The sequence below is a fragment of the Bacillus sp. FJAT-45037 genome (assembly GCF_002797325.1).
In the GTDB taxonomy this organism is placed as follows: Bacteria; Bacillota; Bacilli; order Bacillales; family Bacillaceae_D; genus Alkalihalophilus.
In genome coordinates this window covers 2,639,966-2,665,234 of sequence record NZ_KZ454938.1, presented here as the reverse complement: position 1 = coordinate 2,665,234, position 25,269 = coordinate 2,639,966, and the positions used below count along the sequence as shown (strand labels likewise).

At 39.0% G+C, this 25,269-nt stretch carries 28 protein-coding genes; 27 read left to right on the top strand and 1 reads right to left on the bottom strand.

The annotated features are described in order from the left end of the window. Positions 1–8: 8 nt before the first annotated feature. The 3 genes from opp4C to pcp all read left to right on the top strand — a co-directional run bounded on the left by opp4C (position 9) and on the right by pcp (position 2,209). Complete coding sequence (gene opp4C, locus CDZ88_RS13590; protein ID WP_100374065.1) at positions 9–944, top strand: oligopeptide ABC transporter permease; 936 nt, start codon at positions 9–11, stop codon at positions 942–944. A 101-nt stretch (positions 945–1,045) separates the two neighbouring features. Continuing rightward, on the top strand, positions 1,046–1,498 hold the full coding sequence (locus CDZ88_RS13585; RefSeq protein WP_100374698.1) for an Lrp/AsnC family transcriptional regulator: 453 nt from the start codon (positions 1,046–1,048) through the stop codon (positions 1,496–1,498). A gap of 105 nt (positions 1,499–1,603) precedes the next feature. Beyond that, positions 1,604–2,209, top strand: coding sequence for a pyroglutamyl-peptidase I (gene pcp / locus CDZ88_RS13580; protein WP_100374064.1), 606 nt, complete (start codon positions 1,604–1,606; stop codon positions 2,207–2,209). A gap of 63 nt (positions 2,210–2,272) precedes the next feature. On the opposite strand, the gene CDZ88_RS13575 is transcribed toward pcp, so the two are convergent. Beyond that, complete coding sequence (locus CDZ88_RS13575; protein WP_100374063.1) at positions 2,273–2,908, bottom strand: YigZ family protein; 636 nt, start codon at positions 2,906–2,908, stop codon at positions 2,273–2,275. A 253-nt stretch (positions 2,909–3,161) separates the two neighbouring features. Here CDZ88_RS13575 and CDZ88_RS13570 point away from each other — a divergent pair, with 253 nt between their 5' ends. The 24 genes from CDZ88_RS13570 to pseI all read left to right on the top strand — a co-directional run bounded on the left by CDZ88_RS13570 (position 3,162) and on the right by pseI (position 24,980). Further along, on the top strand, positions 3,162–4,283 hold the full coding sequence (locus CDZ88_RS13570; RefSeq protein WP_100374697.1) for a sensor histidine kinase: 1,122 nt from the start codon (positions 3,162–3,164) through the stop codon (positions 4,281–4,283). Positions 4,284–4,355: 72 nt separating this feature from the next. Further along, positions 4,356–5,057, top strand: coding sequence for a response regulator (locus CDZ88_RS13565; RefSeq protein ID WP_100374062.1), 702 nt, complete (start codon positions 4,356–4,358; stop codon positions 5,055–5,057). Positions 5,058–5,281: 224 nt separating this feature from the next. Further along, entirely contained in the window at positions 5,282–6,136 is an 855-nt protein-coding gene (locus CDZ88_RS13560; RefSeq protein WP_100374061.1) for a DegV family protein, read from the top strand. Between the two features lie 204 nt (positions 6,137–6,340). Continuing rightward, positions 6,341–7,687, top strand: coding sequence for an ATP-dependent helicase ComFA (locus tag CDZ88_RS13555; RefSeq protein ID WP_157796555.1), 1,347 nt, complete (start codon positions 6,341–6,343; stop codon positions 7,685–7,687). 4 nt (positions 7,688–7,691) lie between these two features. Next, positions 7,692–8,405 (top strand): ComF family protein, encoded by a 714-nt coding sequence (locus CDZ88_RS13550; protein ID WP_100374060.1) that lies wholly within the window; start codon positions 7,692–7,694, stop codon positions 8,403–8,405. 62 nt (positions 8,406–8,467) lie between these two features. Then, positions 8,468–8,908: a TIGR03826 family flagellar region protein gene (locus CDZ88_RS13545; RefSeq protein WP_100374059.1), complete on the top strand. Its 441-nt coding sequence runs from the start codon at positions 8,468–8,470 to the stop codon at positions 8,906–8,908. A 94-nt stretch (positions 8,909–9,002) separates the two neighbouring features. Beyond that, entirely contained in the window at positions 9,003–9,263 is a 261-nt protein-coding gene (gene flgM, locus CDZ88_RS13540; RefSeq protein ID WP_100374058.1) for a flagellar biosynthesis anti-sigma factor FlgM, read from the top strand. 54 nt (positions 9,264–9,317) lie between these two features. Continuing rightward, on the top strand, positions 9,318–9,815 hold the full coding sequence (locus tag CDZ88_RS13535) for a flagellar protein FlgN (RefSeq protein WP_100374057.1): 498 nt from the start codon (positions 9,318–9,320) through the stop codon (positions 9,813–9,815). 17 nt (positions 9,816–9,832) lie between these two features. Beyond that, on the top strand, positions 9,833–11,506 hold the full coding sequence (gene flgK, locus CDZ88_RS13530) for a flagellar hook-associated protein FlgK (protein ID WP_100374056.1): 1,674 nt from the start codon (positions 9,833–9,835) through the stop codon (positions 11,504–11,506). Between the two features lie 11 nt (positions 11,507–11,517). After that, positions 11,518–12,714 (top strand): flagellar hook-associated protein FlgL, encoded by a 1,197-nt coding sequence (gene flgL, locus CDZ88_RS13525; protein WP_100374055.1) that lies wholly within the window; start codon positions 11,518–11,520, stop codon positions 12,712–12,714. Positions 12,715–12,733: 19 nt separating this feature from the next. Beyond that, positions 12,734–13,315 (top strand): DUF6470 family protein, encoded by a 582-nt coding sequence (locus CDZ88_RS13520; RefSeq protein WP_100374054.1) that lies wholly within the window; start codon positions 12,734–12,736, stop codon positions 13,313–13,315. A gap of 177 nt (positions 13,316–13,492) precedes the next feature. Beyond that, a complete protein-coding gene (gene fliW / locus CDZ88_RS13515; RefSeq protein ID WP_100374053.1) occupies positions 13,493–13,936 on the top strand; it encodes a flagellar assembly protein FliW in 444 nt (147 codons plus the stop codon). After that, entirely contained in the window at positions 13,937–14,170 is a 234-nt protein-coding gene (gene csrA / locus CDZ88_RS13510; RefSeq protein ID WP_100374052.1) for a carbon storage regulator CsrA, read from the top strand. It begins immediately after the preceding gene. 162 nt (positions 14,171–14,332) lie between these two features. Continuing rightward, complete coding sequence (locus tag CDZ88_RS13505) at positions 14,333–14,965, top strand: helix-turn-helix transcriptional regulator (protein WP_157796554.1); 633 nt, start codon at positions 14,333–14,335, stop codon at positions 14,963–14,965. 134 nt (positions 14,966–15,099) lie between these two features. Then, positions 15,100–15,561: a hypothetical protein gene (locus CDZ88_RS13500; RefSeq protein ID WP_100374050.1), complete on the top strand. Its 462-nt coding sequence runs from the start codon at positions 15,100–15,102 to the stop codon at positions 15,559–15,561. Between the two features lie 201 nt (positions 15,562–15,762). Next, positions 15,763–16,596, top strand: coding sequence for a flagellin N-terminal helical domain-containing protein (locus tag CDZ88_RS13495; RefSeq protein ID WP_100374049.1), 834 nt, complete (start codon positions 15,763–15,765; stop codon positions 16,594–16,596). Positions 16,597–16,730: 134 nt separating this feature from the next. Continuing rightward, positions 16,731–17,339, top strand: a complete 609-nt coding sequence (locus tag CDZ88_RS13490) for a hypothetical protein (protein WP_100374048.1) — start codon at positions 16,731–16,733, stop codon at positions 17,337–17,339. Then, positions 17,326–19,206 carry a motility associated factor glycosyltransferase family protein gene (locus CDZ88_RS13485; RefSeq protein WP_100374047.1) on the top strand — a complete coding sequence of 627 codons (1,881 nt, stop codon included), beginning with the start codon at positions 17,326–17,328 and terminating at the stop codon, positions 19,204–19,206. The genes CDZ88_RS13490 and CDZ88_RS13485 overlap by 14 nt, the downstream gene beginning before the upstream one ends. A gap of 23 nt (positions 19,207–19,229) precedes the next feature. Beyond that, complete coding sequence (pseB, locus tag CDZ88_RS13480; protein ID WP_100374046.1) at positions 19,230–20,213, top strand: UDP-N-acetylglucosamine 4,6-dehydratase (inverting); 984 nt, start codon at positions 19,230–19,232, stop codon at positions 20,211–20,213. Between the two features lie 28 nt (positions 20,214–20,241). Further along, complete coding sequence (pseC, locus tag CDZ88_RS13475; RefSeq protein WP_100374045.1) at positions 20,242–21,432, top strand: UDP-4-amino-4,6-dideoxy-N-acetyl-beta-L-altrosamine transaminase; 1,191 nt, start codon at positions 20,242–20,244, stop codon at positions 21,430–21,432. Between the two features lie 11 nt (positions 21,433–21,443). Next, complete coding sequence (locus CDZ88_RS13470; protein ID WP_100374044.1) at positions 21,444–22,181, top strand: cytidylyltransferase domain-containing protein; 738 nt, start codon at positions 21,444–21,446, stop codon at positions 22,179–22,181. Continuing rightward, the gene (pseG, locus tag CDZ88_RS13465) at positions 22,178–23,266 is read left to right on the top strand and encodes a UDP-2,4-diacetamido-2,4,6-trideoxy-beta-L-altropyranose hydrolase (RefSeq protein WP_100374043.1); all 1,089 of its coding nucleotides are present in this window, start codon (positions 22,178–22,180) and stop codon (positions 23,264–23,266) included. Before CDZ88_RS13470 ends, pseG begins: the two co-directional genes overlap by 4 nt. Then, positions 23,253–23,903 (top strand): formyltransferase family protein, encoded by a 651-nt coding sequence (locus CDZ88_RS13460; RefSeq protein WP_100374042.1) that lies wholly within the window; start codon positions 23,253–23,255, stop codon positions 23,901–23,903. The genes pseG and CDZ88_RS13460 overlap by 14 nt, the downstream gene beginning before the upstream one ends. 27 nt (positions 23,904–23,930) lie before the next feature. Beyond that, positions 23,931–24,980 carry a pseudaminic acid synthase gene (gene pseI / locus CDZ88_RS13455; RefSeq protein WP_100374041.1) on the top strand — a complete coding sequence of 350 codons (1,050 nt, stop codon included), beginning with the start codon at positions 23,931–23,933 and terminating at the stop codon, positions 24,978–24,980. Positions 24,981–25,269 lie beyond the last annotated feature (289 nt).

Here is a 25,269-nt window from a genome sequence, read left to right as displayed (position 1 = left end):
GAGACTTCATGGAATCAAATACACAACAAGTTTTTCAACCGAAGCCGCCTGAGGGCAAACCACCGGTTGAAGATCAGCAGATTATCGGAGAACGTCGCTCACTCCTTTCCATTATTGTGACAAAGTTCTTTCAGAATAAGTTAGCTGTCTTTGGATTAATTATGTTAACGGTCATTACACTTGCCTGTGTGCTTGCGTCTTTTATCGCACCACATGATCCAGCGTTTCAAGATTTACGAAATCGTCTAGCTCCACCAAGTTCAGACTTTTGGCTTGGGACGGATCATCTTGGCCGTGATTTATTCAGTCGGATGTTATACGGTGGACAAGTTTCCTTATATGTAGGCTTTGCTTCGATGATTGGGGCTGTTACGATCGGTTCAATTATTGGTGCGGTTGCTGGTTATTTTGGAGGACTAGTCGATGCATTCCTAATGCGTTTAGTCGATATCATCCTAGCATTCCCGAATATCTTTTTACTGATTACCCTTGTGGCGATCTTACAACCGAGCATTAATATTTTAATTCTCGTGTTCGCTTTGCTTTCTTGGACAGGGACGGCGCGTGTCGTGCGTGGAGAATTCCTCACATTAAAGAAACGAGAATTTGTTCTTGCTTCTCGTACGATTGGAATGTCGAACACGCGCATCATTTTCGCGCAAATTTTACCGAATGCACTTGGTCCTGTTATTGTTGCAGCGACACTTGCTGTAGGTGGATTTATCCTTGCTGAGTCAGCACTTAGTTTCTTTGGACTAGGGGTTCAAGCGCCAGATGCTTCATGGGGGAACATGTTGACAGACTCACAAAGTATTACGATATTCAGAAATGCTTGGTGGTACCCAACATTCCCGGGTCTCTTAATCTTAATTACCGTACTATGTTTTAACTTTATCGGAGATGGCTTGCGTGATGCGCTTGATCCGCGTGTAATTGAAAAATAAACAATGATTGGGACAGAGATAATTTCTCTGTCCTTTTGTTCAAACTTTTTTACTCATACGAAGAATAGTGGATGAGACTTTTTGATGAAATGAGTGAGACGATGTCGAAAGTAGATGAAGTGGATTATATGATTTTGCACCATTTGCAAGAGGATGGGAAGCGGTCCTATACCGAGATCGCCAAAGCGATGAATGTCAGCGAAGGAACCGTTCGGACACGAATTAATCGGATGCTAAAAGACAATGTGTTTGAGTTCATCATCCATATGGATCCAAATAAAATCGGACTAAACGTTCTAGTCATTATCGGGATCTCAACGAAACTTGGGTACCAAGAAGGGATAGCGGCTAAGCTGAACCAATTTTCAGAGGTTCGATTCGTCGGAGCGTTTTCAGGGCAGCACGATTTGATTATGCAAGCATATTTTAAAAGCAATGACGATCTCGTGTATTTTGTGAATAAAGAGCTTGGAAAAATCGAAGGCATTATTTCTGCTGATGTGAACATTGAGCTAAAACAATACAAGGACTCGTTTTCGTATATTACAAAGTGAGTAAGCAAGGGGGGAGACGAATGTTTCTACCTCTTTTCTTTGCGGAAAAGGGTTGGAAGGTTGGTAAGATGGAATGGGTAAAAATTTTGGGGAGGTATTGGGATTATGAAGAGAGTTTTAGTGACGGGATTTGAGCCTTTTTTATCTCATAAGGAGAATCCTACGCAACAGATAGTGGATCAGTTACAGGACCGAGTGATTGGTGATTATCAAGTGCATGGGGTGATTTTGCCAGTGACGTTTTCAGAAGCTGCGAAGATCGTGATCGATTCAATCGATCATCTGAAGCCAGATGCGATCATGATGTTAGGTCTAGCGGCAGGACGAAACCGAATCACACCGGAACGCGTGGCGATTAATGTCAATGATGGGGAAGTAGATAATGATGGCGTAAAAAAACAAGATGAGCCGATTATCGAAGGAGGCCCCGCGGCTTACTTTTCGACGCTCCCAATTAGAAAGTTTATCGATGCGTTGACAAAAGAACAGATTCCAGCAAGCATCTCTAACACCGCTGGAACGTATGTCTGTAACAATATTATGTATCAAGTACTACATGCTTTAAACGATCAGAACAGGAGAACCCCCGCAGGATTCATACACGTACCAGCAAGTCATCAACTCGCCCTCGAAACAGCGAACGTACCAAGTCTGTCGTTACATGAGATGGTACAAGCGGTTGAAATCATGATCGGAGAGTTGGAAGGGTGATAGAGGTGGAACAGGTGGAAAGGTTGAATTTTTTTCCAACTAACCAACTTTCCAACCAAACAATCACTTAACATCCGATTCCAAATACACAAGTTCACCTTTTTCAAGCTTGGCTTGCCCGTTTGTTAGATTGGTCATCCATTCTGTGAAGGTGTCGACTTCATCGGATGCGACGTAGGTCTGGACATCGACTTGGTCGAGGTATTCGATTTGCTTTAGTTGATAGATTGATTGTCTTAGTTCGTTCTCCACCTTGCCGAGCCAGTGGTAATCGAGTTGGGCATGCATCACTTGCATGAGCTTGCGTTCGACGACGCCCACTGCATTTAACCCTTCGCTCACCGCACCGCCATAGGCACGAATCAATCCTCCTGCTCCTAATTTAATCCCGCCAAAGTAGCGAGTGATGACGACGACTGTATCTTTCAGTTGTCGTTTTTTTAAGACCTCGAGCATAGGTACACCAGCTGTTCCGCTTGGTTCGCCGTCATCATTTGCTTTTTGGATGTTATCTTGTTCTCCAATTAAGTAGGCTGAACAGTTGTGGTTAGCATTCCAATGCTTCTTTTTGATCTCTTCAATAAATGCTTGAGCTTCGGCTTCTGTGGTCGCACGAGCAAAGTAGGAGATAAAGCGCGACTTTTGTATCGTTATTTCGTGGTTCCCGTGTCCTTTGACCGTCTGATAGATAGGTAGCATATTCCTCAAACCTCCTCTTTTTTTCACAGTTTTACAAATCAGCGTTATCCGTATGTAATAAAGGTTTGGTACGATAGTGTTGTCCTTAAGTAGATTAGCGTCTAAGTCTATTGACGCTAGGAAATAGTAACGCTTTCTTGCTTGATTGGTGTAAGATAAGGATAGCGGAAACTTTATATTGAAGCAACTGAACAAGCTTTGAAATTCTGCACCAGGTTACGCCTGAGGATGGCGGTAAAGGTTGGTGATGGACATGGTTGATATGAAGATGTTAGATAAGATAATTGATCAAACGTTAGATACCGTCGGACAAAGTCGAGAGCAGATCTTCGACATCAGTGAAGAGTCGAGACAGGAGTATCAAACACTACAAAAAGAATTGCAGGATGTGCGGACGTGTGTCGCGAATATTATTGAAAAAACAGATCGCACAAACTTGCATGCCAGATTTGCGAGAAACCGCTTAGTTGAAGTGAGCAAGGCATTCGACCGATTCAGCCAAGATGAAATTAAGATAGCCTACGAACAAGCGAATGACTTTCAAATTCAACTAACCGTCTTGCAGCAAGAAGAAATTAAGCTAAGAGAACGACGTGACCATATTGAACGAAGGCTCATTAATCTCAATGAAACGATTGAGCGAGCTGAGCATTTAGCGGGTCAAATGTCGGTCGTGTATAATTTCCTTTCGAGTGACTTACGTCAAGTAGGGGAAGTCATAGAAGATGCAAGAGAGAAACAGAAGTTTGGCTTAAAGATTATCGAGGCACAGGAAGCAGAAAGAAAGAAGCTTTCCCGTGAAATCCATGATGGGCCTGCCCAAATGATGGCAAATGTCCTCTTACGGTCTGAGCTAATAGAACGAATTTATCAAGAGCGAGGCATTGATGAAGCGTTAAATGAAATTCGTGACCTGAGAAAGATGGTTAAAATTTCACTTGCGGAAGTAAGGCGGATTATTTACGATTTGAGACCAATGGCTCTAGATGATCTAGGGTTGGTCCCGACTTTATCAAAGTATTTAGCGAATTTTGAGGAGCACAACCGCATCAATGTTACGTTTAAGCATATAGGGCGTGACAAACGAATTCCTGAAGAGTATGAAGTAGCGTTGTTTCGCATGGTGCAAGAAGGGGTGCAAAATGCCTACAAACATGCAGAGTCAACAGAAATCAAAGTCAAAATTGAAATCAAGCCAACTAAGGTTATAATTATCATTAAAGACGATGGAAAAGGCTTTGATACAAAGAATTTAAAAGAAGGCACATTTGGTTTGATGGGAATGAAGGAACGGGTCAACATGCTTAAAGGGGAACTAACAATTCAATCAAAGATCAACGTAGGTACATGCATTTCAATTGTCGTACCGATGTGAATGACAGATTGTTGATTAAGTCACCCGTAAGTTGGTAATAATAATAACCGTGTAAACATAGAGGTGAATGGGATGAATGAAACGAAACAGATTCGTATTGTATTAATTGATGACCATCAATTGTTCCGAGAAGGTGTAAAGCGAATTTTGGCACTAGAGCCAGGATTTGAGATTGTTGCAGATGGTGAAGATGGTTCCGAAGCAATGGGACTTGTTGAAGAGCACAATCCGGACGTTATATTAATGGACATTAATATGCCAAAAGTCAATGGGGTTGAAGCAACAAAAGAATTAATTGCAAAATACCCGAATGTCAGAGTATTAATCTTGTCAATCCATGACGATGAAACGTATGTCACGCATGTCCTAAAAACAGGGGCGTCAGGTTATTTATTGAAAGAGATGGATGCCAATTCCTTGATCGAAGCGGTTAAAGTCGTCGCTTCAGGTGGATCATACATTCACCCGAAAGTGACACATAACCTAATTAAAGAATATCGCAGACTGGCAACAGAAGATGATAAGCACGAAGATTCGATTGGTTTCCGTGAAGTAGAATTCCGCAAACCGCTTCACATCTTAACGCGTCGTGAGTGTGAAGTGTTGCAACTTATGACAGATGGCCAAAGTAACCGTACGATTGGTGAGTCTCTCTTCATTAGTGAGAAGACCGTTAAAAACCATGTAAGTAACATTTTGCAAAAGATGAGCGTCAATGATCGTACGCAAGCCGTTGTCGAAGCGATCAAAAAAGGATATGTCATCGTTCGTTAATTCGAATGATGAACAAGAGGTACTCCGTAGTGGGTATCTCTTGTTTTACGTTAGACGGATTATTCTTACCAAGAAGTGGATAAAATCTTGAATCTTAGCATGATTAAAGGTACATTAGTAAGTAGATGAACCGTTTGAAATAGTAACGATTGAACGCGTACGTCAAGCCGTCTCATGACAATATTTCCCCGACTGTGGGAACGCAAAGTGAGGAACAAACAGAGATGAATAAAGTAGCAATCGTAACAGACAGTACCGCTTATCTCTCACAAGCAACGCGTGATGAGATGTCGGTTAATATGGTTCCATTAAACGTCATTATCGGAGAAACCTCTTACCAAGAAGAGACAGACCTGACGACAGATGAATTTTACCGTCTGTTAAAAGAATCTGAAAAACTACCAACGACATCCCAGCCAGCGATTGGTCATTTCCTAGAAACATTTGAAACATTGAAAACCGAAGGATATGAGCAAATCATCTCGATTCATTTATCGAGCAAGCTTAGTGGGACGTATCAGTCCGCGATGAGTGCGGCCGGTATGGTCGAAGGTATTGAAGTGATTGGCTATGATTCTGAGATTAGTTGCTCGCCGCAAGGTTATTTTGTTAGAGAAGCCGCTCAATTAGCAACAGAGGGCGCAGATGCCGAGACAATTGTAGCAAGACTTAACGAACTCAAAGCTACTCTTAAAGCCTATTTCATGGTCGATAGTTTGCAACATCTTCACCGCGGCGGTCGTTTGAGTTCTGCTCAACTTGTTGTCGGAAACCTTTTAAAGATTAAACCGATCTTACACTTTGTTGAAGGAAGCATCGTACCATTTGAGAAAGTGCGTACGGAGAAAAAAGCGATTGCACGCATCCTTCACTTATTAAAAGATGATATCGCATCAGGTGACACGTACCAGGTAACGGTGATCCACGCCAACAGATCAGACTCCGCCAAGACAATCAAAGCCGAGATTGAGTCAACGTTTGCCAATGCAACAGTCGACATCAGCTACTTCGGCCCCGTCATCGGCACTCATCTAGGCGAAGGCAGCTTAGGTATCTCATGGTATAAACAAGGAGAATAAAATGATTAGCGGTTAGCTCTTAGCTAGTAGCAGGTAGCTAAGAGCTATCAGCAAAAAAGCAACTAGTTATCGGCAAAAGTCTAACATTTATCAGCAAAAAGCTAACAGTTATCGGCAAAAGTCTAACATTTATCAGCAAAAAGTTAACAGTTATCAGCAAAAATCTAAAAACTACCAGCTAAATCCCCCCCGAGGTGATCTTCTATGTCTATTGACACCCCTCTTTTTATGAATGGAAAACGACTTCTTCGCACAGAAATTCCTTATTCAGACGACATAATGGATTCGCTCCTTCGAGAGAACGTTATCGCTCAAACCCCCAGTGTCCTCATTCAAAAAGGCAAACCACTCTGCGTTCGTTGTGGAAATGAAGATCGAACATTGTTTGCTTCCCATCACTGTGCCCGTTGTCATCGGCATTGTCTCTACTGTCGACATTGCATTCGCTTAGGGAAGACGCAAGAATGTCGACCGCTTTATTACCTCAATGATACCCATCACCTTTCATATCCATTAATCACGAATACCTTGAGTTGGAATGGACAACTCTCACCAGCTCAAGAAAAAGCATCGAATGCGGTTGTTCGTGCTATTTCAGACCAACTCTCCGTTCTACTTTGGGCAGTCTGTGGCGCAGGAAAAACCGAGATGCTTTTCAAAGGAATTGAGCATGCCCTCTCTCTTGGAAAACGAATCTTACTTGCAACGCCACGTGTTGATGTCGTTAAAGAATTGACCCCACGATTAAAAGAAGTGTTTCCGAACGTCCCACTTGCTAGTTTGTATGGTGGAAGTAAGGAAGATGTGCCAAACGCGCAACTTGTGATCGCAACCACACACCAAGTGATGCGATTTTATCGGACGTTCGATGTTACGATCGTCGATGAAGTTGATGCCTTCCCTTTTAGCTACGACAAAAGCTTGCAACACGCCGTCGAACAGGCAAAGAGAATCGATTCTTCGCTCATCTACCTCACCGCAACCCCAAGTACTTCCTTAAAAAAACAACCGAATCTTGAGACGGTGTATGTTCCGCGTCGTTATCATGGGTACCCCCTCCCTGTTCCGACGTTTACCTGGTGTGGCAATTGGCGCAAATCACTACAAAAGAAACTCCTTCCCCCTAATGTTCTAGCCTGGATTCACGACCGACTTACGATCAAAAAGCCGACGCTCGTCTTTGTTCCGTCGATCGATGTACTCGAGCAATGCTCCGTGATTCTTAATCAAGTTTCTATCACTCATGAAGCGATCCACGCGGCCGATCCGCACCGTCATGACAAGCTAACCGCATTTAAACAAGGGGAATATTCTCTTTTGTTAACAACAACGATTCTCGAACGAGGGGTCACGATTAAAGGTGTCGATGTGGCGGTGCTCGGAGCTGAAGATGATGTGTTTACCGAAGCGGCCCTTGTCCAAATGGCAGGCAGGGTCGGGCGGAAGGTGGATGCCCCTGATGGTGCGGTCTGTTTTTTTCATTATGGCAAGACGGTGGCGATGAATGCCGCGAAGAGTCAGATTAAGAGAATGAACCGGATGGAGGTTTGAGGGGATGGCGAGATGTTTAGTGTGTAAGGAGAAAATCAGTGAGAAGCCGAGCTGGAGAGCCTTGCTTTTAGACCGTTCACAACCATTAGTATGCGTGCGCTGTGAAAGTGGATTGACACGATTAGAGGTGGAGTTATGCCAACTTTGCACACGACCGCTTAATACCGAGTGGCGTTCAATTAAACAACCTGATACATGCTCAGACTGCGAGAAGTGGGAAACGCACCCGACGGCAAGTCACTTACTTACGCGTAATCAATCTTTATACTCCTATAATGAGACGATGAAAGAATGGATGTCGCTCTATAAATTCCAAGGCGATGCGGAGATCGGGCGTTTTTTCTCCATCAAGTTAATGGAGGCCTTTGAGACAAGATTTCAAGGGGCCTCCCCGGTTCTGATTCCACTGAGTGAAGAACGATTAGTGGATAGAGGATTTAACCAAGTGCAGCAAATGACAGAGGGGTGGATAGAGACTGATGTATGTTTAGGGCGAAGGACAAGCGAGCAACAAAGTAAGAAGAATCGTGCAGAGCGAGTCCGGGGTGTCGATGATTCCCCTTTTTACATTGCAGAGGGCATGAATAGGATAAAAGAGGTTAAAACTTTTGTTCTAATTGACGATATATATACTACAGGGACAACGATCAGGCAGGCTGCTCAAGCGCTTGTGTCACACGGGGCGACAACAGTCGAATCGTTAACGCTTGCACGATAGTCTAGCTGTTATTAGATAACGATACAAGATCATAGTATAATAGAAAGATAGGTGAATATAGCATGAGAGATGTAGCCAATTGCCCAAAGTGTGGAAGTCTATTTGTAAAAGCTCTTCGTCCAATTTGCAATCCTTGTTATAAAGAACAAGAAGATTATTATGATAAAGTTTCCCGTTTTATGCGTAAGAAGCAAAACCGTATGGCTTCGATTCGCGAAGTTCATGAGTATACCGAGGTGCCGCTTGAGCAAATTCATCAATTTGTAAAAGAAGGACGGATCATGGTCACTCATTTTCCGAATTTAGGGTATCCATGTGAATCATGTGGAACGATTGTTCAAGAAGGTCGAATTTGTTCCGCTTGTAAAGGCAATATAACCTCAGGCCTTGATAAAATCGAAAAAGAAAAAGATTTTGTCGAACGTACGGAGAAGAATATAAAAGAGGAAGAACGAGCTCGCAATACAACGTATCATTCTTTTGAGGATCGCTTTAATAAATAGTTTTAACAATTCGATCAAACGTGCCGATATAAGCTACAGAAGCCAATCGGTACGTTTTATTGTCCATGTATAACAATGACAAGGAGTGATGAACATGAAAATAAACCCATACCAATCCGTTCAAAAAAACCCATATCGTAAGCAAACGGAATTGACGGAAAAAGCGGTCGGGCCCACTAAAAAGCACGATAAACTAGAGATCTCCTCTCAAGCACTAGAAATGCAAAAAGGGAATCCGCTAGAAAAAGAACGGGCTGAACGTGTTGAAAATTTGAAGAAGCAAGTAGAAGTCGGCGAATACCGCATCAACCCAGAAGCTGTAGCGAAGAAGATGTATGATTTTTGGAATAATTAGTGGTTAGCGATTAGCTAAAAGCTACCAGCTAAAACCCCTAACGAGGTGAATGACATGTCAGTGAAGAGTGTGATCGAATCGATTGCTGAGCTTATCGAACTTCATCAACAATTAAATCAACGAGCGGCAGAGAAGGTCGACGCGATTAAAGCAAATGATGTGTCCACTCTCAGTCAACTTGTTCGAGAAGAAGCGAAGCTCGTGCGCGCAGTGCAAATCGCGGAATCCAGCCGAATGAAACAAGCCAAAGCGTTTATGATGAGCAAGGGAACTGGCACAGAGGACGTAACGGTTCAGACGTTACTTCAGTATGTAACAGAAGAGGAAAAAGCAGTCCTGTTAAAGCTGCAAAAAGCCTTACGACAAGAGGTTCATCAATTGAAAGAACAAAGTGACCATACGAGAGAGTTACTCGAGGAGTCTTTACGTTTTGTGAACCTTTCCCTTGATCTAATGGTTCCTCAGGCAGAGGATGTCCACTATGCAAAGCCGCAACATAAACAAGAACAAACGGAGCTATACAGTCGCTCGGTCTTTGATTCAAAAGCATAAAAAGTAGGAGGAATGACATGCAATCGACCTTTCATGGATTAGAAACGGCAAGAAGAGCAATGATGACGCAGCAAAGTGCTCTACATACAACAGGCCATAATATTGCCAACGCCAATACACCGGGCTACTCAAGACAACGTGTTAATTTCACGCAAACAGAACCTTATCCAGGTATCGGTAAAAACAGTCCGATGATGCCAGGACAAGTCGGGACGGGTGTAAAAGCAGGATCAATTCAACGCGTACGCGAGCATTTCTTAGATATTCAATTTCGTAATGAGAACAATAAAGTCGGATACTACGGTGCGCGGTACGAATCATTAACGCGGATGGAAGATATATTAAATGAACCATCTGAACAAGGCTTAGCCTCTTTGGTAGATCAATTTTGGGGAGCGATGCAAGATTTAAATGGAGATGCAGATGACGCCGGGGCACGAGCAGTAGCGAGACGCCGGGCTGAAGAAATTGCTGACACATTCCAATATATGCACTCTTCTTTAACGACCGTGAAAAATGATTATAAGGCAGAAATCGATGTCACAGTGAAAAAAGTTAACTCATTATTATCGCAATTAAATGAGGTAAACAAACAAATCCGTTCAGTAGAGCCGCATGGTTATGTGACGAATGACTTATATGATGAACAAGACCGTATCTTAGATCAATTATCGAGCATTATTGACATCGATACGAAACGAGAAAAGAGTGATGGGAAGCCTAATGAGGTAGCTGAAGGAGCTGTAACAGTCACGTTGAAGGGTTCAGACACTGTACTTGTTGATGCCTTAAATGCTGACGCGATCCAAACGCTAGGTGTAAGCTACAATGATGAGGGCACTGCAGTCAAAGGATTAATAGTTGGTAGTGAAGATCCAGTAGCGATCGATGCGTTGCAACGTGGAGAGCTAAAAGCATTGGCAGAAGCTTTTGGTTATATGATAGATCCTGAAGATGACGATAGTGAAGTTGCTGGTACGTATCCAGATATGATTGCTAACTTAAACGAAATGGCGAAGAACTTCGCTGAAGAAGTGAACAATATCCACAAGATTGGCTACACATTAGACGTCGTCGGTCAGCCGACTGAACTAGGTGGTAACTTCTTCAATGTACCTGCAGATGGTGACATTACTGCTGCAAATATCCGTGTTGATGCGAATATTATGAAGAGCCTTAATAACATCGCCGCTGCGGGTGTGAATACAGATGCGTTGACGGCCGATGCTCGCACTAGATATGAAGATTTAATAAATGTACGGCCAGAAGAACGAGACTATGAAGAAATTAGAAATGTATTGTCTGATCCTGATAACTACATTGAAGGTGTCACCAAGGCCTTTGCTGGTGACGGCTCTAATGCACGTCTTATGGCCAATATGAAGGATACGCTGTTAACCTTTGGGACAGGCGATAATGCAACAACTGCAACTCTAACTAGTTTTTATCAAGGGGTCATTGGCGAAATGGCGGTGGAGACACAAGAAGCGGGTCGTATGTTAGGAAGCTCGGAAGGATTGCGTACAAGTGTAGAATTTAATCGCCAATCAGTGAGTAATGTGTCACTTGATGAAGAGATGACGATGATGATCCAGTATCAGCATGCGTATAATGCTGCCGCTCGTAATATTACAACAATAGACGAAATGCTCGACCGCATCATTAACGGCATGGGCGTTGTCGGTCGATAGGAGGAACGTTCATGCGAGTCACACAAATGATGCTATCAACGAATTCGTTAAAGCATATTAACCAAGGGTATAACCGTTTAGCTAATCTACAAGATCAACTATCAACGGGAAAACGGATTACGAAAGCATCAGAAGATCCGGTCATTGCGATGAAAGGGATGCGTTATCGTTCTCAAGTGAATGAAGTAGAGCAATTCAAGCGTAACTTACGAGAAGTGTATAGTTGGGTCGATGCAGCTGATTCGGCATTAGATGAAGGAACACAAACATTGCAACGGATTCGAGAACTTGCCACTCAAGCATCAAATGATACGTATGAAGGAACCCAGCGTGCTAATATTGCGAAAGAAGTTAAGCAATTACGTGAGCATCTCCAATCGGTTGCAAATACGAAAAATAGTAATAAATATATCTTTAACGGCACAAACACAACCAGAGCCCCAATTGTCGATGACAAAGGGATGGACTTAGGGATCAATGAACTATTTGACGGAGTAAATGCTGTTGATGACATCGAGAAATTTGATCTGATCTACGGTGGTCAAACGTATCGACATGTTGGTGAGGACGGAACAGGTCAACAAATTTTTCAAGATATCAGGCAGATCGATACTGTGAATTTTGAAGGAAGTCCGATCGACGACTTTAACAAAGAGGCCTACCAACTAAAAATCTCATCAGATGAAACAGTCACATTCTCTAAACCAAATTCGGCTGGAGACGATGAGCCAGAAACAATGGCTGTCCGCTCAACAGATGTTATCGTATCCAATCGTACAGCTGTCTCGGTGAACACACAACCTGTGGAAATTGAATTGATGAAGGGTGTGACGATCCCTGTAAATATTGATGCTTCAAAAGTCTTTAGTACAGCGGTATTTGGTGACATTATTCGTTTGGAAAAAGCGCTTGAAGACCCATCTATAAAAGGTGCGGACCTTACTGGATACATTGATGACCTGTTTGGCCATATTGATACATTCGTCGCGGAACGCGCGGAGCTTGGAGCGCGTGTGAACCGAGTAGAAATGATTGAAAACCGCCTAATGGAGCAAGAAGTATTTGCGAACCGAATTATGTCTGATAATGAAGACGTCGACATAGAGCGCGTCATTATTGACTTAACGACACAAGAAAGTGTACACCGTGCAGCGATGGCTGTCGGAGCGCGGTTGATTCAACCATCTTTAATGGATTTCCTACGTTAAAAAATAAGGAGGGATGAGTGTGAGATTACCACATTTAGAGATTCAATCGACAAATGCATATATTGGTTTATCCTCACACCGTCTCAATATGCAAATTAAGCAGCATCAAGCGGACCTTCAAATTCGTCAAACGCATACGGGCATTATTGAGATAAGCACCAGAGCCTCTCAGCTGCATATTGATCAAACCGAAGCTTTTGCCGATGCGAATCTGAAAGGGCCGTTACGCCTTGCCAATGAGTTCTACTCTAGTGCTAACCAACAAGTAGCCGAACATATAAGGAAACGTCGTCAGCAAGGCGATCAAATGATGAAAATCGAAAATGGATTCGGTGCTTTTGCGAGACTAGCAAAAGTAAATAGTGAGAAACCAGAAGGACAATTACGAATAGTTCAGATGCCGAGGTCCATCAACTCAACCAAGATCGATTTTCAACCGGCAGAAGTGAACATACGAGTTCCGAACCACCAAACCGATATTCAAGTCAATCGTAGAGACCCTGATATTCAAATCCCGAAATGGCAGACAGATACGTATCTTCGCCAGCGGAATCAGATCTCTTTTCAAGCAGTTGGGACCTCTATTAACCGAGGATTATAAAAAAAGCGAGTCTACAATCAAAGTAGATTCGTTTTTTTTTTTTATATAAATGGAAGGGTCCAAGAGGGACGTATAGCTGAAATTTATTCTTTTTTTGGGAAATACGTTAATTTCCCCCGAAATTAAGTCGAATCATGCTATGATATAGAAAATAAACTCGGAAAGAGGCGAATTTTGTTGGAGATTGAAACGAAATACTCAGGCGTTGTAGAACTTGCATCAGAACGTGTGATTGATTTTGTGAAAGGACTACCAGCCTTTGAAGAGGAAAAACAATTTGTGCTACTTCCATTTGAAGAAGGTACACCTTTTTATGTCCTTCAATCTACTAAAACAAAAGACATTGCTTTTCTGATGATTAATCCGTTTCAATTTGTTTCGGGGTATGAGGTAAAACTACCTGATACGACCGTGGAGCAACTCGAGATTGAGTCAGAAGAAGAAGTAGCAACCTTTGTTTTACTAACGGTGCATGAACCTTTTGAAGCGACAACAGCGAATCTTCAAGGACCTATTATCATCAACGCTGCAAAACAAAAAGGCAAACAGCTCCTTCTTAGTACTAGTGATTACGGAACAAAGCATACAATCTTTCAGCAAACCGTGAAGGGAGAGGTGTAGATGCTTGTCCTGACACGAAAGCTTAAAGAAGCAATTCAAATAGGTGATGATATTGAGATTACAATCCTTTCAATTGATGGAGATCAAATCAAGCTCGGTATTGACGCACCTCGTCACGTCGACATTCATCGCAAAGAAGTCTACTTAGCAATCCAATCTGAAAACAACGAAGCTGCACAAACCGTTTCATTAGATGGGTTGAAAGGATTCTTGACGAAGGGGAATATGCAATAAGGTAAGGGTTATGGGACATAAACACATCTTTATAAGAAGGAAGTCTCAGGTCTTTCTTATTCATATTGATGAATGATTATAAAGAACTTTCATTTAGACAGTAGTGTCGGTAATAATAGAAAACAGAAGAAGGCTCTACTTTGTAATAAAGGAGGAGAAAGCGTGGATAACAATAAGAATAGCACAACAGCGGAATCCCTTAGCTTTATTACGACGGACCCATCGTTAATTAGTGTAATGAAGAACTGTGCAGATGAATGCAAGCAATCAACTCCACTGCACTATCACATCGTTAACAATGTCGACGATGTACGTAATTATATGAAAAGATTAAGGAGAAAAGGGCTCGCACATCAAAGTAGTCATCATAAGTTCATCTGGATAATCTCAAAGCAAGAACAAGAGCTTGTCGATGATATTTTGGCCTTTAACCAAGCGAGCATTGTATCTATTGAAAACTCCGAATTGAACCAGTCAATCAAGTATGCGATAAACTATTACCCTTTCTTAGATATACCCTTTCAGAACCGTGTGTTAACGAAGGTCTTTAAAAGAAATCAAGGAAGAATAGAGCATGGACTAACGGTTTGCCTAGAACACGAGGATCAGTTTAATAAAACAGAAAAAGATATCATTACATATTTACTGCAAGGAAAATCAGCCGAACAAATTGCGAAGTGTACGTATCATTCTACTCATACAGTTAATAATAATATTGTTAAAATTAAAAGAAAATTAAAAGTGGAATCAAAAATAGGAATCATTACACATTTTGTGAAACAGTATATTAGTTAATACAACACGTCAGATCTTCATTCTGAGGTGTCTTTTTTCTGTTTGTATAAACATTTTTACCCATTTATTATAAAATTATCATACTTTTAATGACTATCTATCTTGATAGATAGAGCTTGGTAAGGGGTGATGATGTGCTAGAGCAGAATATGAAATATAGAGGCTATCAATTAACAGCAGATGTTAAGACAGAGAAAGAAGGCTTACTCTTAAAAAAGGGGATAGTACTTACGAAAGAAACTGTGAGGCGTCTGACGAATTTCAATATTAGTATAGATAGATATGCAGAACACTTAAAGCAGTCCGCTGACATCCATCCCTACCCTTTTTACGAGGCACTAAAACAATTACGAAAAGACTCCTTCGGTAAGCTTGACGCGAAGATTACCCATACCTTTATCAATAAAACGATGCAATCAGCCGTAGGCAGCATTGTTCAACTTACGAATGGAAAAGTAGGAATCATCAAATTCATCCCAATTGAAGACCCGATCTTTCCACTGATAGAAGTTGAAGGCGAGATCTTCAATACGATCTTATCTCACACACATATCAAGCAATTTGTCGCCGACGACCAACATCAACCGATCGAATAACAGGAACAAAAGATCATGTCACAGATCAGAAAAAAAGAAAATAAAAAAAGTTTCTAAATCTATTAAACAATCTCAAAACAAGCCGATATAAGTATTGTAAGCACGAGGAACTAGTTAACGGCAGATAACAAAGTCCTACGGCTTAACAACAACATCCAACCACAAGGACGTGGGCGGAACACACTCAAGGAGGAAATTATAATGATTATTAACAATAACATTCCAGCTTTAAACACACACCGTCAAATGGGAAACAACCAAGGTGCAATGCAGAATGCAATGGAGAAGCTTTCATCTGGTATGCGTATCAACCGTGCAGGTGACGATGCAGCAGGTCTTGCAATCTCTGAAAAAATGCGTGCACAGATCAATGGTCTTGATCAAGCTAGCCGTAACTCACAAGATGGTATTTCGATGATTCAAACAGCTGAAGGTGCTCTTGACGAAACACATAGCATTCTTCAACGTATGCGTGAATTAGCAGTTCAAGCATCAAACGACACTAACGTAGCTCAAGATCGTGATGCGTTGAATGATGAATTTGGGGAATTAGCTAATGAACTTGAGAGAATTAAAGATAATACACAGTTTAACAAGCAAAACCTTCTTGATGGAACAGCCGGACAAAGTGGAACGGTAAATATTCAAGTAGGTGCTAATGATGGTGAGTTAACTCAAATCGAATTTGGTACTGCAGGTGTTAACTTATCTGGCGTTGTAACGGCTGCTCAATCTGGTGATATTTCTACTTTCTCTGGTGCGCAAGCTGCGATTGAGAGTATTGAAGATCAAATCAAGATAGTATCCGAGGGACGTTCTTATCTTGGTGCAATGCAAAATCGTCTTGAGCATACAATCTCTAACCTTGATAATGCTTCTGAGAATTTATCAGCTGCGGAATCTCGTATCCGTGACGTTGACATGGCGAAAGAAATGATGGAAATGACTCGTGCAAACATTCTTTCCCAAGCATCTCAGTCTATGTTAGCTCAAGCAAATCAACAACCACAATCAGTACTACAATTACTTGGTTAATAGTGATAAAAAAAGGAGACTTCATTGAAGTCTTCTTTTTTTATTCCACTAATTTCATATTAATAATAGTCAATGCTACTTTATAATTGTATAGATTAAACCGATAATAACTCTAGAGGAAAGGGTGTGTCACCATGAAGTTTGTTATCCGAGATAAAAACTATGATTTTACTAATAAAAGTGAAGCATTACAGTCTATGACGGATTTGGTTAATAAGGAACTAAAAAATAAAGATTACTATTTTAGTCATTTTAATGTGGATAATATATTTGTCTTTGATAATTACGAAGAATACTTTGACGAAAATTTTCAAGTGATTAAAAGAGTTGAAGCTGTATTTAAAACTGTCTCTGAATTTGTTATTGAATCATTGCAATCAATGGAAAAATATCTTGAACAGTCATTACCTGAAATTAGAATTTTTGTAGATGAACTTTACAGTAGTCAAGCAGATATTGGATCAAATAAGACAATCCAATTATTAGAAGGCGTTCAATGGATACATAAAGCCATAAAGAATATAGATCAATTAGAAGTACGCCCTAAGGATTGGGATGACTTATTGATTTCAGTTACCAGTTTAGAAATGGTTGTGAAAGAGATGGAAGAAGTATTTGAAAATCAAGACACGATTGTATTTGCCGATTTATTGCAATATGAAATCGAACCATTGTTAGTTGATATTCATAAAAAGGTAGCAACAACTATCGACGAGGAAGGAGTTAGAAATGGTACTAATTGAAAATATTAATTATCTCAAAAAACACTTCCCAGAGGTTAGAAAGGTTACCAAAGAGCAATATAAACATAACAATGTAAAAGTGATAAAGTCTAAAAGAGATCTTTCTACTTTAGCCATTGAGGACAATGGGCGTACACTCTATTTGCATAGTAAATATGATCCTGTTCAAGAAGCAGAAAAATTTGTTGAACAGTATTCTGAAGAATTAAGCAGGAAAAAGAATGTATTTTTTTATGGAATAGGGTTAGGGTATCATGTCGAAGCGATTCTAAAGCAATATCCAGATGTTTCAATTACATTGTATGAACCTAACATTGGTGCTTTCCAATCTCTAATAAATACCAAATTAATTAAAAACTTAGGTGACAAATCAATTAAACATTTATTTGTGGAGACCTCTGAGGAAAATAGGAATCAATTCCTTCATAATTTTGCGAGTGAAGTAAATAACGAAGTTCTTTTGATTACTTTGCCAAGTTATGAGCGAGTATTTAAGGAAGAGTATCAAAATTTCGCCAAGGTGTTTACTAATGAGGTGAAAAATAAGAGGTCAAACCTTCAAACAAACTTTGCCTATGAAAAACGTTGGACTATAAATAGCTTGATGAATTTAAAAGAAACTATCCAAACACCAAACATCTTACATAAGGAAAATAAACATCTATTTAAAGGGAAACCGGCAATCATCGTTGCTGCAGGTCCGTCTTTAAATGAAGAACTAGATTATCTTAGACATATTAAAGAGAACGGGCTTGCCTATATTTTTTCTGTTGGTTCCGCTATAAACTCATTAGTGGAGTATGGCATATATCCTGATGCTGCATGTACATATGATCCTCAATCTCACAATCATGAAGTTTTTGAGAAAACAATTAATAAACAAGCGGATTGGGAAATTCCCATGATATATGGCACGAGTGTTGGTTTTGAGACAATTCAAAACTATAAGGGATCTAAAGCACATATGATAACCAGCCAAGATACGGTCTCTCCTTATTTTTACCAACAAGACAAACTGAAAGAATTAGTAAAAGTATCAGACGCACCTTCTATTGCTGTAGTGGCGACAGAACTGTTAAACAGGCTGGAGTGCAATCCGATAATCTTTGTTGGACAAAACTTTGCTTATTTAAATAACTCCCACTATGCAAAAGGAATTGAATACGAGGGGAAATCAAATGCTATCCCTGAAAAAGTTCTGGAAAAATCGATAACTGTAGAAAACGTTCAAGGAGAATTTATATTAACAAATGAGGGTTTTCTAAAAATGAAGACACAAATGGAGCGAGTTATCGAGGCATTTCAAAAAATAAATAATTGTACGTTTATTAATACAACTCAGGGTGGAGCAAAAATTAACGGAACAAAATTTTTATCTTTGCAGCAAGTAATCGAACATGAACTAACTAGAAAACAGATTGTTATAAAATGGTATGATTTCTTGGAAGAACCTTGCGATCCCTATGAATTTATGAGTAAAAGACGGAAAATGGATGAAAGTTTGAATAAACTAATCGGTGTTCTTGACCAGTTGAAGCAAATTATAAAACATATAAAGAAACTAACTGCTGTTCAGTCATTTCACTCAATGAACAATCTATTTAACAAATTTGATAAAGTTTATAATAAGCTTAATAATTTAGATTTTTATAGAGTTTTTATTTTGCCCATGATCCGTGTGCAAAATGAATTGGTGGCTAAGCAAGTAGAGGAATTTCGTTTCGAACGCGACACAATAAGAAAGGCAGAAGAAATGGTAAGGGCATTTTCGAACTACTTTAATCATATTGAACAAGATCTTGAGATGATAGTACCTATTTATAATAATGTGATGGCAGAGATTGAGCAAGAATCCAAAGAGAAATAAGCAGAAGAGAGTTGAATTTTTAAGTGAATATTACAAATAAAACTATTTTAATAACAGGTGGCACTGGTTCATTCGGGAAAATGTTTATTACTCGTGTGTTAGAGTATGACGTGAAAAAAGTTATAGTTTTTAGTCGTGATGAGCTTAAGCAATATGAAATGGCTCAAGAGTTTACAGATCCTAGAATCCGTTTCTTCATTGGTGATGTAAGAGATAAAGATCGTCTTTATCGTGCCTTTGACGGTGTGGATATTGTAATCCATGCGGCGGCTATGAAGCATGTAGAGGCATGTGAGTATAATCCATTTGAAGCGGTAAAAACGAATATTAATGGTGCACAAAATATAATTGAAGCTGCAATAGATCGAGGTGTTAATCGAGTTATTGCATTAAGTACAGATAAAGCTTGTAGCCCAATTAACTTATATGGGGCTACGAAATTAGCTTCGGATAAGCTATTTGTAGCAGCTAATTCTTATGTAGGAGATAAGGACACTAAATTTGCAGTTGTCAGATATGGTAATGTTGTTGGAAGTCGTGGTAGTGTAGTTCCTTTTTTTAAGAAGATTCGCCACACTGGAACCATTCCTATTACGGATGAGCGAATGACGAGATTCTGGATTACACTTGAACATGGTGTTCAATTTGTGTTGGATAGCTTAGATCGTATGTATGGAGGAGAAATCTTCGTACCAAAGATTCCAAGTATGAAAGTAACGGATCTCGCTAAGGCAGTTGCACCTGAGTGTGAAATAGAAGTAGTTGGTATTAGACCTGGAGAAAAGTTACATGAAGCAATGATTACAGAAGATGATGCAAGACGTACGCTGGAATATGATACTTATTACGTCATCCAACCTGAATTTGCTTGGTGGAAAGTTGAAAATGGAAATGATGGAAGAACTCTTGCCGATGGATTTGGTTATGTAAGTAATGTTAATGAAGAATGGTTATCTGTCAAAGATTTACGGATATTAGTGGATGACAAAAAAGTTATCAATAAATAAATGTGTGTAGAGATGAGGAGGTTGTTGGATGAGCTTAAATAATGAAAAGGAAACGAAACCTGTTCGTGATTCCTACCTCCCCTATGGTAAACAGTGGATAGATGACACAGATATACAAGCAGTTGTTGATATTTTAAAGAGTGATTATTTAACAACAGGACCCGTTGTTAAAAAGTTTGAAGAGTTATTTGCGAGTTATGTGGGGGCAAAATATGCCGTTTCTTTTTCAAACGGGACCGCTGCTTTACATGGAGCTTGCTTTGTAGCAGACATTGGTGCTGGAGATGAAGTTATTACTACACCAATGACTTTTGCTGCTAGTGCAAATTGTGTATTATACCAAGATGCGAAGCCAGTTTTTGCTGATGTATGTGAACAAACGTATAACATAGATCCTGTGAAAGTAAAAGAACTTATAAATGAGAAAACTAAAGCGATTATACCTGTTGATTTCACCGGTCAACCAGCAAATTTAGATGAAATTAATAAGATTGCAAAGGCCCATAACCTCATCGTTATAGAAGATGCTGCGCATGCGGTGGGAGCAACGTATAAAGGTAACAAAGTAGGAACTGTGAGTGATATGACAATGTTTAGCTTCCATCCTGTTAAGCATATTACGACGGGAGAAGGCGGCATGATTACCACAAATAATAAAGAGTACTATGAGAAATTACTACAATTTCGCTCTCATGGAATTACTCGTGATCAAGATAAATTAATTGAACATCATGGTCCATGGTACTACGAGATGCAGTTTTTAGGCTATAACTATCGAATGACAGACATTCAAGCAGCACTTGGAATTAACCAGTTGGAAAAGCTAGATAAGTTTGTGGAGTTAAGAAGAAAGTACGTTTCATTATACAATGAGGCTTTTTCTAAGTTAGAACAAATAAAAATACCGTATCAAGCACCTGAAGTCGATTCTAGTTGGCACCTATATATTATTAGTCTCAATCTGGAGAAATTGAGTGTTAGTCGAAAAGAAGTTTTTGAAGCTCTACAGAATGAGAATATTGGAGTGAATGTACATTATATACCTGTATATTATCATCCTTATTATCAACAATTAGGATATGAAAAAGGGTTATGTCCCAAAGTAGAGGCTTTATATGAAAAAATTATATCGTTACCGTTATTCCCTAAGATGAGTGAAGAAGATGTTAATGATGTTATAGAGGTAGTAAAAAAAGTCCTCTCATTATATTCAAAATAGAAGGTGAAAAAATGAAGGTTGTCGCAATTATACAAGCTAGGATGGGATCGACTAGGTTACCAGGAAAAGTCTTAAAAAAAATAAACAATATACCTTTGTTAGAGTATCAGATGGAGCGCTTAAAACGATCTACAAACATTGACCAGCTAGTAATAGCAACAACAAAAAAAGAATCGGATGACCCTATTGTTGGGTTTTGCAATAGCTTTGGGCTGTCTTATTTTAGAGGTTCTGAAGAAGATGTCCTTTCGAGGTATTATGAAGCGGCGAAATATTTTGCCGCTGAAGTCGTTGTTCGGATAACGTCGGATTGTCCTATTATTGATCCCAATGTAGTAGATGGTGTGATTGCAGCCTATAAAAATAATAAATATGATTATGTTTCGAATACATTAAAGAGATCTTACCCAAGAGGGATGGATACTGAAGTTTTTGCAATTGATGTATTAGAAAAGGCGTATAAAGATGCTGACAAGCCATTTGAAAGAGAGCACGTTACCCCCTATATTTATTTAAATCCTGAAACATTTAAGTTATATAACTTGGAATACATATCTGATCAAAGTTCGCATCGATGGACCGTTGATACAAAAGAAGACTTTATACTAATTAAAAAGATTCTTGAAAATTTTAAGTTTCTAGATAATGACTTTAGCATGGAAGATACACTATCTTATATAAATAAGAATCCTGAGCTTAAAGAAATAAATGCAGATATTGAACAAAAAAAGTTAGATGATAAATTATGAAAACTGCTGTTATAAGAGTTGACGCTTCAGTTGAAATCGGAACTGGGCATGTTATGCGTTGTCTTACTTTAGCAGAAGACTTGAGAAGCTGTTATGATATAACATTTATCACAAGTGATTATAGTGGACATTTAGCTGAATTTATTCAATCAAAGGGTTTTAATGTAATGATGTTAAATAAGTCCTCAACAAAGAGTGGTAAACAAGACGAGCTTCAGCATAGTCATTGGCTGGGAGGATCGCAAGAAGTGGATGCTAAAGAGACATTACGTACTATGAAAAATATAAATAGAGTTGATCTTTTGGTTGTTGATCATTATGCTTTAGACTATCGTTGGGAGACGATTATAAAAGACAAAGTAAAGAAAATCTTTGTCATCGATGATTTAGCTGATCGAAAGCATGAATGCGATGTATTATTAGATCAAAACTATTACTTGCACATAGAGAACAGATATAATGATCTAGTAGATGAAAATTGCAAACTACTCCTTGGTCCTAAATATGCATTGCTCCGAAATGAATTCATAGAAGCTAGGAAAAAGCATAGCTTTCGTGGTGGACAAGTTAACAATACATTGGTTTTCTTTGGTGGTAGTGATCCATCTAATGAAACAATTAAAGTTTTAAATGCTATAGACTTATTAAGGAGAAGAGATATTAATTTAGACGTTGTAGTAGGAACTTCCAATCCGAATATTTACGAAATCAAAGAACTAGTAGATAGAATTCCTCATGCGAATTATCACTATCAAGTTTCAAATATGGCTGAATTGATGTTAAAAGCCGACCTATTTATTGGTGCAGGCGGAAGTACCACTTGGGAACGCTGTTGTCTAGGATTGGCATCAGTAGTTATAAATATAGCAAAAAATCAAGTTGCAATTAGTGAAGCTGTTGCAGCAACAGGTTCTATCATTAACTTAGGATATCACAATGAAATTACTGAAATAGATATTATGGAGACATTTGATTCATTAATTAATAACCCAAAACGAGTCCTTCGAATGTCAAAAAGTTGTAAAAAATTAACTGATGAAAAAGGGATTGAGAGAGTCAGGAGGGCTTTAAATGAAGTGTTATAACCTAACAGTTGTTTCGGATAAGAATAGCTGGATAAACGATTATATACCTAGATTACATAAGGAATTTATTGATTGTGGACAAAAAGTGAAGTGGGTTCATGATGTATCAGAAATTAACAATGGAGATATAGCATTTTATTTAAGTTGTGAGCAATTAGTCCCGAATACAATATTAGATAAAAATAAACATAACATTGTTGTCCATGGTAGCAAGCTTCCGAAGGGAAAAGGGTGGTCACCTATGACTTGGCAAATAATTGAAGGTGAAAATGAAATCACAATGAGTTTATTTGAGGCAATAGAGAGAGTAGACAGTGGTAAAATTTATTTACAAGAAGTAATTAATTTTGATGGTAGTGAATTAATAGATGAATTAAGAGAAATACAAGGTAAATCGACTATAGACTTGTGTATAAAATTTATTAAAGAATATCCTGAGATAATAGATCTAGGAATTGACCAGTCAGGGGACTCTTCTTTTTACCCAAAGAGAAGACCACAAGACAGTGAATTAGATATTTCTCAATCGATTGGTGATCAATTTAATCTACTGAGAGTGGTCGATAACAAAAAATATCCTGCATTTTTTAAACATAAAGGTGAAACCTACGTATTAAAAATCGAAAAAAGAAAATAGTTATACTATATAAGGAGTTAAATTCGTATGAATAGCATTAAAATAGAAAATACAATTATAGGAACTAATTATTCTCCTTTTATTATTGCAGAAATGTCTGGGAATCATAATCAATCTTTAGAAAAAGCATTACTAATTGTAGAAGAAGCAGCAAAGACTGGTGCACATGCATTAAAGTTACAAACCTATACAGCTGATACTTTAACTTTAAATATTGAAAGCGAAGATTTTATGATTGAAGATTCAGAGAGCTTATGGAAGGGTAATTCTCTATATAAACTTTACGAAAAGGCTTATACACCTTGGGAATGGCATGAACCCATTTTTAATAGATGCCGTGAACTTGGTATGATTCCATTTAGTTCGCCTTTTGACGAAACGGCTGTGGATTTCTTAGAATCATTAGATGTTCCTATGTATAAGATTGCTTCCTTCGAAAATAATCATCTTCCGTTAATTAGGAAAGTAGCGGAGACAGGTAAGCCAATGATTATATCAACAGGAATGGCATCTATTGCAGAATTAGATGAAACCGTTAGAACAGCAAGAGAAGCAGGGTGTAATGACCTTATATTGCTTAAGTGTACAAGCACCTATCCGGCAACTCCAGATAATACAAACATCACAACGATACCCCATATGCGAGAGCTATTTAACTGCCAGGTTGGATTATCTGATCATACGTTGGGAACTGGTGTAGCGATAGCAAGTGTAGCTTTAGGTGCAACAGTTATTGAAAAGCATTTTACTCTTTCTAGAGCTGATGGTGGTGTAGATTCGGCATTTTCAATGGAACCAGCTGAAATGAGAAGTTTAGTGGAAGAATCAAAAAGCGCATGGCAAGCACTTGGTGAAGTAAAGTATGGACCAACAGAAAAAGAAATAGCATCGTTGAAGTTTAGAAGATCTATTTATGTTTCAAATGATATAAAAAAAGGTGAAACCTTTACTAAAGATAATTTGAGAATTGTTAGGCCGGGATATGGGTTGGAGCCGAAGTATTTTGAGATGTTGTTGGGAAAGAATGCAAAAAGTGATCTTAAAAAAGGTACTCCAGTAAACTGGAATAGTATTTAGAGATATTGTGATTGATTCTTAAACCTATTTTATAAAACGACTGGCCCCTTTTTTAGGTGAGATGGCTTTTATAAAAGTAAGGAGTGAACAAGTTTATCTTTTGGGTTATCCAATCAGGTATCAGGAAAAATATTGGCGATTAAAACCGTAATAGTAAAAAAGTGATCACATTCTAGATATTAGATTATTTAAGACAGGGGATGGGCTAAAAGTTCGACACATTAATTCGATAATTCCCAAAAAATGAAATAAAATATCACTAAGGAAATGCTAAGAAAGATAGGAGTGT